8 protein-coding genes, 1 rRNA gene and 2 pseudogenes are annotated in these 7730 nt (G+C 40.1%); 8 read left to right on the top strand and 3 right to left on the bottom strand.

Going from position 1 to position 7730, the window contains the following annotated elements; genetic code table 11:
* Positions 1–543 (bottom strand): annotated as a pseudogene (locus WAX46_RS15185) (IS3 family transposase); the annotation flags it as partial.
* Between the two features lie 244 nt (positions 544–787).
* On the opposite strand from WAX46_RS15185, the pseudogene WAX46_RS15190 reads away from it, so the two are divergent.
* The 6 genes and pseudogenes from WAX46_RS15190 to WAX46_RS15215 form a co-directional block, all read left to right on the top strand.
* Positions 788–965: pseudogene (locus WAX46_RS15190) on the top strand (ATP-binding protein); the annotation flags it as partial.
* Between the two features lie 157 nt (positions 966–1122).
* Complete coding sequence (locus tag WAX46_RS15195; protein WP_226569214.1) at positions 1123–1575, top strand: serine hydrolase; 453 nt, start codon at positions 1123–1125, stop codon at positions 1573–1575.
* Positions 1541–2182 carry a hypothetical protein gene (locus WAX46_RS15200; protein ID WP_336494283.1) on the top strand — a complete coding sequence of 214 codons (642 nt, stop codon included), beginning with the start codon at positions 1541–1543 and terminating at the stop codon, positions 2180–2182. The genes WAX46_RS15195 and WAX46_RS15200 overlap by 35 nt, the downstream gene beginning before the upstream one ends.
* 597 nt (positions 2183–2779) lie before the next feature.
* Positions 2780–3223, top strand: a complete 444-nt coding sequence (locus WAX46_RS15205) for a YbaK family protein (protein WP_336494284.1) — start codon at positions 2780–2782, stop codon at positions 3221–3223.
* 58 nt (positions 3224–3281) lie between these two features.
* The gene (gene cwlD / locus WAX46_RS15210) at positions 3282–3995 is read left to right on the top strand and encodes an N-acetylmuramoyl-L-alanine amidase CwlD (RefSeq protein WP_336494285.1); all 714 of its coding nucleotides are present in this window, start codon (positions 3282–3284) and stop codon (positions 3993–3995) included.
* 103 nt (positions 3996–4098) lie between these two features.
* Positions 4099–5157, top strand: coding sequence for an Mrp/NBP35 family ATP-binding protein (locus tag WAX46_RS15215; RefSeq protein ID WP_336494286.1), 1059 nt, complete (start codon positions 4099–4101; stop codon positions 5155–5157).
* A gap of 37 nt (positions 5158–5194) precedes the next feature.
* On the opposite strand, the gene gerD is transcribed toward WAX46_RS15215, so the two are convergent.
* A complete protein-coding gene (gene gerD / locus WAX46_RS15220) occupies positions 5195–5782 on the bottom strand; it encodes a spore germination lipoprotein GerD (protein WP_226569224.1) in 588 nt (195 codons plus the stop codon).
* 90 nt (positions 5783–5872) lie between these two features.
* Between gerD and WAX46_RS15225 the strand changes: the two genes are divergently transcribed.
* On the top strand, positions 5873–6475 hold the full coding sequence (locus WAX46_RS15225) for a KinB-signaling pathway activation protein (protein ID WP_336494287.1): 603 nt from the start codon (positions 5873–5875) through the stop codon (positions 6473–6475).
* Here WAX46_RS15225 and pdaB read toward each other — a convergent pair.
* Complete coding sequence (pdaB, locus tag WAX46_RS15230; RefSeq protein WP_226569229.1) at positions 6468–7232, bottom strand: polysaccharide deacetylase family sporulation protein PdaB; 765 nt, start codon at positions 7230–7232, stop codon at positions 6468–6470. The two genes, WAX46_RS15225 and pdaB, sit on opposite strands and share 8 nt — an antisense overlap.
* A 375-nt stretch (positions 7233–7607) precedes the next feature.
* On the opposite strand from pdaB, the gene WAX46_RS15235 reads away from it, so the two are divergent.
* Positions 7608–7730, top strand: a 16S ribosomal RNA gene (locus tag WAX46_RS15235); the annotation flags it as partial.

Here is a 7730-nt window from a genome sequence, read left to right on the forward strand (position 1 = left end):
AAACAAGGCCAAGCTTGTTCATCATACGGCCAATCTTTCTTATGGATACAATCCAGTCTCGCTTTCTAAGTTCAATTTTGATTTTGCGTGTCCCATAGTTTTGACGGTTTTCGTAAAAGATGTCTCGAATGACTTCTTCCAGTTCATCGTCATTTGATTCGACTGTTTTTGCTTCATAATAGAAGGTACTTCTTGGGAGATGTAGGACGTCGCACATTGCTGATACCGAGTATTTGTGACGATTATTGTGAATCACATTTACTTTCGTCCCATGATCAGCGCGGCTTGCTTTAAAATATCATTCTCCATGGCCAGGCGTTGGTTTTCTTTACGCAGCTTCATGAGCTCTGTTTCTTCAGATGATCGATTATCTTTTTCTTTGAATGAGCCACTCTTCGTAAACTGACTGATCCACCGATCCAATGAAGACGGGGTTAGTTCATACTCTTTAATAATCTCGCTTTTGGGCTTACCGTTCTCGTGTAATTGACCCATTTGTTGCTTAAATTCTTTTGTAAACGTACGGCGTGTTCGTTTGGTCATAGTAGACGCTCCTTGTATAAGGTTTTAAACAAGTCTATCTGACCTTAATTTATATGTCTAACTCAGTGTAGCCGATTCACAAGTTTTTCAGTTTCATCATCTAGTAGTTATTAAATATAGGAGATATCATATCCGTTTTTTGTTTTAAGCAAAAAAAGAGGGAACTTAGTATAAGTTCCCCTCTCAGACGTAGACAAACCCCACTTTTACTTGAAGTAAAGGTGGGGTTTGTCTACGGTCTGATGAACGAAGTTCAGTTATCCTAACATCTAATAAAAGTCCAGAGGAATGGGGAAATTTAATTGGTCACGACAGCAATTTTAGATCGTTTATTACACCGAGTAGAGGTTATTCATGGCGGAGAGAATGAGGAAAGTTATCGTATGAGAACCAGGACGAGCATATTTTCAGCAGAAGTGTAAAAGGGAAACGAGCAAAAAGTGTAAAATTCAACTTGACGTCTACAGCTGCATCTTCTCTGAAGCAAAGGGATTCAAACATCTTTGCTTTTTTGTGCTTTTATTTGAAATATTTGTTATATTTAATATATAAATCCTCAGTTGTTTGGAAAGGAGAAACATGTTACTCAAAATCGGTCTAGTTGTCTTAGGTGTGGTCATACTTTACGTGGTGGTTCAAGTCTTGCTGTATAAAAGAGATATGAAGAAAACGAAGGAAGATCTTTTGACATTTGTCACAAAAAACAATAAGGACGTATCAGTGACAATCATTGAAAATGATGATGTGGTGTTAGAATGGAATGCTGATCAAAAAACGCCACTTGCAAGTACGGTGAAATTAGTGGTTTTATTTCATTTTGTTAAAGCTGTATCCAGCGGCATCAAGCTAGAAGAAAAAGTGGCATTGTCTGATGTAGAGCGGTTTTATATTGATAGAACAGATGGCGGTGCACATAAATACTGGCTGGAAGTCAATGATTTTTCTGAACATGTGTCTTTGCTAGATGTAGCAAGATGTAGCAAAAGGAATGATGCAAGTGAGTTCAAATGCTTGTACGGATTATTTTATTGATCGACTGAAACAAGCAGGTCTTACAGAACATGATGAACTCATGCCGCTGACGCCAAAGCTTTTGTGGTCATCCTATGTATCTGATCATCGGCGGGATGCATTCAAGCAAATGAGCGGTGTATCCCATGAACAATACAAATCTCTGATGATTGAGATTTTCAATATCATGAAAAATGACCCAGAGCATAAAAAGGCGTTAGAAGAAAAAATGACGAAAAAGAACTTATTAAGCTGGCGTATTCAATCATTACTGACGCAAAAGATGACAAGGTCTACAACCAATCAATATGCACATTTTATGAAACGTCTGCAGGATGAGCTGTTAACAACAGAAGAAAAGCGTCTTTTTAGCCAAATTGTGCTCGGAGAAACAGTGATGACGGAAGCAGATCAATATTTTTGGTATAAAGGGGGTTCAACATTGTTTGTCTTCACAGCGGCTTTATATCGAAAAACGGATACTTCGTCAATGTCAATATCTCTTTTTATCAATGATCCGAAAGCGAAAAATTCGCACTGGATTGGAGAAGTATTTAATGAATTTATGGTGACGATAGCGATGGATCGAACCTTTCGACAACAATTGATCCGATCTTTCACTACATAATCAAAAGAACAGAGGGGCGACATCCCTCTGTTCTTTATTATTTCTCCATCGGAAACGTTTTGTGCAAGGCTTGGCGTTTTTCTTTTTACTTCACTATTCCATCTACAAGCTCTTTCTGCCAAAGTTTTGTATTTTCTTTGTACGACTCAAAATGAGTGAGGCAGCTTCTTTTCTAGCTGTTGTCTTTTAAACGTGACGGATGGCTCGTCGTTAGAGTTCATCTTGAGTGTCACTTATTCTATGTTATCGACAAGAATAAAAAGTGCATTTGCGTCAATTGACGATTTCAAATTAACGAATGACGCCCCCTGGAAGGTCTGATAAAATGTCGCAAATTGCTGAGTTGTCACCAAGATACGAATTTTTATGCTTGAAAAGCTGTTTTAAGGATATGTCTTCTATCCCTTTAATGTCGCTCTCTCTTTCTCGGTGGCTTGACTAATGCATGCGGACATATATACATCCATTTCTTCATTTTGCCCCTTTGCCATTTCAAGTGTCCATTTCAACAGATCACTGATCACTTCATTTCCATTTACTGAACTGCATGTTTTGTTCAAAGCAACGAACAATACAAAGAAAAAAGGAGTTCAGTCAATGGCAGAAGTGCTTTCATTTTATCAATTGAAAACAAAACGAGATGTCGCGCTTGAAAAGAAGCTTTTGCGTACATTGTCTCTTCAACGAGTGACGGCCGCTTCGGACAAATTCACGAAGAAGCTGTTTCCGTTTGCTGATGATCCAGCCGGTATTATGAGTGATGGCTGTATTGATTTCGCAATCGAAGCTTTTTTAGCCGGTGGAAGATACGGTGAGTTAAGTAAGCACGGTGAATCGTTCGACGATATTAAGAAGCGTTCATCCCAGGAGGATGATGAGCTGATTGAGGAGTTGACAGGGTGTTTGCAATCGTGGGGAAATATGTTCCGAATGGAGCAAAAGATGTCATCTCTATATCCATTTGCGAAAGACTTTTTAAGCATGTGGTGGCAGGAAGGCTTTCGTGAATCAGAAAAAAGACACAAGCTTCGGCTGCACTAAGCATATTTCAAGCCCTTGTCCCATATCTATAAAATAATGGCGTATGGGAGGGACAGGGATGAAAAGAAAACTGAAGTGGACAGGGTTTTTAATTGGGTTTATTGTCCTCTTATTCTTATTCAGATTTCAATTTCTAAATGATGATTCGTGGAAATCGTGGAATTTGCCTCTTAGTGGAAAGATCATCTATTTAGATCCGGGTCACGGCGGTCCAGATGGCGGTGCTGTAAGTGGCGAGCTACTTGAAAAAGAGATTGCACTGGATGTGTCCATGAAGATACGAGACTATTTACAGGAGCAGGGAGCGCTTGTTCTCATGACCCGAGAGGATGATTCTGATCTATCATCAAAGAATACAAAAGGATATGCCCGTAAGAAAGCGGAGGATTTGAGAAACCGTGTAAAAGTAATCAATGAGTCGGAAGCGGATCTCTATTTAAGCATTCATTTAAATGCGATTCCATCGAACAAATGGAGCGGAGCGCAGACGTTCTTTTACGGAAAGTATGAAGAAAATGAAAAGGCAGCGAAGTTCATTCAAGATGAATTGCGCAGCAACCTTGAAAACACAGATCGAAAGGCGAAGCGGATCAATGGCATTTATTTAATGCAAAATGTCACAAAGCCAGGAGCTCTTGTGGAGATCGGATTTCTCTCCAACCCGAAAGAGGCGAGTCAGTTGGCAACACCTAAGTATCAGGATCAAATTGCCGCCTCCATTTATAAAGGAATTCTAAGATATTTAACAGAGCAAAAAGAGCCGCCTGAATAAGGGGCTTTTTCCTTTTGATCGCAGGAAAACAGGACAGACATTGTAAGGATATGTATGATATACTTGGAGTGTAAACGAATTCAATAAAGGGTGAGGTTCTGCTATGATCGGACAAGATGATGTGAGAAAACTAGTTGGGAAGATGGAAGAACCTTTCCTTCATATACCACTTGGTGAGCTAGATGCCATCAAGCAAATCAGCCTAAAGCCTGAAAAAGAGCATGTGAGCTTAAAGGTCGCCATTGCCAAAACCGGCACTGCTGAGCAGATGAAGCTGCAGCAAGGTATCGTACAAGCCTTAAAAGCAGCGGGTGCTAATACAGTAGGACTTCGTTTTGAAGAACTGCCTCAGGAAACGCTTGAAAAGTTTATGCCATCACAAGAAGAGGAAGAAAACCTGCTCAACTCTAAAAAACCGCCTGAGTTCTTAGCGATTGCGAGTGGGAAGGGTGGCGTTGGAAAATCAACCGTTTCCGTTAACCTTGCTGTGGCATTAGCTCGTCTTGGGAAAAAAGTCGGACTGATTGATGCTGATATTTACGGCTTTAGTGTACCGGATATGATGGGAATCACTGTCAGACCAACAGTGAAAGGGGAAAGAATTATACCTGTGGAACGCTTTGGCGTCAAAGTGATTTCAATGGGCTTTTTTGTTGAAGAAAATGCACCGGTCATTTGGAGAGGGCCGATGCTTGGTAAAATGCTAAATAACTTCTTCCACGAAGTCGAGTGGGGAGAATTAGATTACTTACTATTAGACCTTCCGCCTGGAACGGGAGATGTAGCGCTCGATATTCATACAATGCTTCCAAGCTGTAAGGAGATCATTGTTACAACACCGCATCCTACGGCTGCCTTCGTTGCTGCGAGAGCAGGTGCAATGGCACTGCAAACAGATCACGAGGTGCTTGGGGTTGTTGAGAATATGAGCTATTACGAGAGTAAAAAAACAGGTGAAAAGGAATATGTCTTTGGAAAAGGCGGCGGTGACAAGCTAGCTGAAGAGCTGCGAGTATCGGTCCTTGGCCAAATTCCTTTAAGACAGCCTGATTGGAATGAAGATGATTTTGCGCCTTCCGTCTATGATGCGAGTCATCCAACAGGAGAAGTCTATCAACACATTGCCAATCAAGTCATTAAACAATTAGCAGTGAAAGCATAATGAAAGCCCGAGTGGACCTTATGCCACTCGGTTATTTTTAACTGCTGCTTCCTTCGCTTTCTTGATCGTTGGAACCACTGCTGCTTTTAGTCGCTGCCTTTTTCAGCTCATCTTCGAATTTCTTCTTATAAAGAGGGCTGCTTAATGTTTCTGTAATGACTGTTTCTAAGTGCTTTCTGAACTCTTTGCTTTTGACTAGTTCACCATATTTCTTTTCCATCTCAGGATCTTTGAGAATATCCATCATTAGCTGTTGATAGTCAGGGTCCTTCATTAACTGTTTTAACATCTTTTCATGCTGTGGTTGCATAGATTTTGCGAAAGTCTCGGCAAATTTAGAATCCTCAAAGACTTTCTTCCAGAACTCTTTGCCTTTATCAGAAGTCAGTGTTTTCTCTATTGTTTTTTTCACAGTTTGTTCATCCATTACCAAAGCTTCATTCATTGCCTCGTCATTTAATAACTGTTGAATGGCCTTTTTACCGTCATCTGTTTTTAAAATATCCACGACCATTTTCTTCGTTTCGTCATAGTCCATATTAGATGAGGATTGGGTTTTGGGAGCACAAGCTGTTAGTGATAAAAGAAGAAAACAGCTCATTATACGCAAGATGCCTTTTGACATACTGTGGCTCCTTTCGTTACATGTCTTACTTTTAATATGAATGTTTCACGTGAATTTATACATAACAAAAATAGGGGTTGGATCAATTCAATGAAAAGTCGGGATTTAGTTCGTTTTTTCTTCTCTGTGTTGGCTGTTGGAGCGGTCATTACAAGCTTGGTAGGTTTTGCGCTGGAGTGGGGGAAATATCAGAAGCTGTTTGTATCGTTTGACATTCTAGAGATTGGGTCAGTGTTATTTTGGTTCATTGGTGTGGGGATGATCTTTAGTGTGATTAGTCAGATGGGGTTCGTTGTTTTCTTAACAGTGCACCGGTTTGCACTTGAGATTTTCCGATCACATTCTTTATGGAATACCATTCAGCTGTTTCTTGTGATTTTTGTGCTGTTTGATTTAGCTTATTTGCGATTTTTGTTTTTCGCGGAGAATGAATCATTTTTTCCATACTTGTGGCTACCTGTCTTTATTGGTGTGTTTGCATTGATCGTGGCTTATTTTAAACAGCAGCAGTCCTCAAAGAAAACATTTATTTCCGCAATGTTTCTTATGGTCGTCATCACGTCGTTAGAATGGTTCCCGGCGCTCAGAGTCAATGAAGAGGACTGGCTGTATTTAATGCTTTTCCCGCTATTAGGCTGTAATGCGTTTCAGCTGTTAGCTATGCCGCGGTTTTCAAAGACAAAAGCTACTTAACCTCAGTTGATTTTGTTTTTGTATTAGAAATCAGCTCGCCAACCGTGACATTTTTTAAATTCTTTTCTTTTAAGTGTTTCAAGATCGCTGGTAAGGCCTTAGCGGTTTGGGTTGCTGAATCTGAGGCGTGAAGGAGAATGATGTCTCCGCTTTTTATTCGATCATTTACATTTTGAACAATCTGTTCCACGCCCGGGTTCAGCCAATCCTGTGAGTTGATGCTGTAATGTACAACGGTATAGCCGTACTGTGTTGCAATTTTCAATACTGTTTCGTTAAATTTTCCAGTTGGCGGTCTTAATAGTTGAATGTCATCTAGTCCAAGCTTTTGAAAGGTATTTTGTGCTCGGACAAGATCTCGCTTTATTTCCTTTTCTTCAAGCTGGCTATAATTTTTATATGCATAGCCAAGGCTGCCAATTTGATGGCCGTCCTCTCTAATCCGTTTCACGATATCAGGATGACGCTCAGCCCAAGAAGCAGACAGAAAGAAAGTAGCGTTCTTTATATCGTACTCTCGAAGGACATTTAAAATAGGAACAGCCTTCTCATCACCCCATCCAATATTAAAAGTAAGGGAGGCATTTTTTGATGAGGTCTCTCCTTTATAAATCGCTCGTGGTCCATGTTCGGTTTTAAATACAGACAGCGGCGGTACCTTTTGTACATAAAAAAAGCTTGCAGCTGCAAGGGCCGCTACAAGAATAAAGCCAACTTGCTTTAGCCGTTTAATAGGTAACACATATAATCTACTCAATTCAAACACTCCTGCCTTGTCCAAAGATTGTTACTTGATTGTATGCGGGACAAGGGATTGTCATGCACAATAAAACTATTTCAATAAAAGTTTTAAAAAGACGTTGACCGATAGAATGTTTTCGTGATAAATTATTAATCGTCGCTGACACAGTGACAAACACAAAACGCTTCGGGAAATAAACTTGAAAAAAGTTATTGACATAAGATGAAGCCAAATGTTATATTATTAAAGCCGCTAAGAACGGCTAAGATGATCTTTGAAAACTAAACAAGACAAAACGTACCTGTTAATTCGAGTTATTATAAAAAAATCCTATGATACTTCATAGGTAGTCAGTCAAACTGACGAAAAACAGAACTTCGGTTTTGTTCTTTTTCGGAGAGTTTGATCCTGGCTCAGGACGAACGCTGGCGGCGTGCCTAATACATGCAAGTCGAGCGGACAGAAGGGAGCTTGCTCCCGGATGTAAGCGGCGGACGGGTGAGTAACACGTGG

Origin of the sequence: Bacillus sp. FJAT-53060 (assembly GCF_037104745.1) — a bacterium.
GTDB lineage: Bacteria > Bacillota > Bacilli > Bacillales > Bacillaceae > Bacillus > Bacillus stratosphericus_B.

Excerpts from the sequence above, each read along its gene's own strand:
- WAX46_RS15215 (WP_336494286.1), top strand. The coding sequence starts at position 4,099 with ATGATCGGACAAGATGATGTGAGAAAACTAGTTGGGAAGATGGAAGAA.
- WAX46_RS15225 (WP_336494287.1), top strand. The coding sequence starts at position 5,873 with ATGAAAAGTCGGGATTTAGTTCGTTTTTTCTTCTCTGTGTTGGCTGTT.
- WAX46_RS15195 (WP_226569214.1), top strand. The coding sequence starts at position 1,123 with ATGTTACTCAAAATCGGTCTAGTTGTCTTAGGTGTGGTCATACTTTAC.
- cwlD (WP_336494285.1), top strand. The coding sequence starts at position 3,282 with ATGAAAAGAAAACTGAAGTGGACAGGGTTTTTAATTGGGTTTATTGTC.
- gerD (WP_226569224.1), bottom strand. The coding sequence starts at position 5,782 with ATGTCAAAAGGCATCTTGCGTATAATGAGCTGTTTTCTTCTTTTATCA.
- WAX46_RS15205 (WP_336494284.1), top strand. The coding sequence starts at position 2,780 with ATGGCAGAAGTGCTTTCATTTTATCAATTGAAAACAAAACGAGATGTC.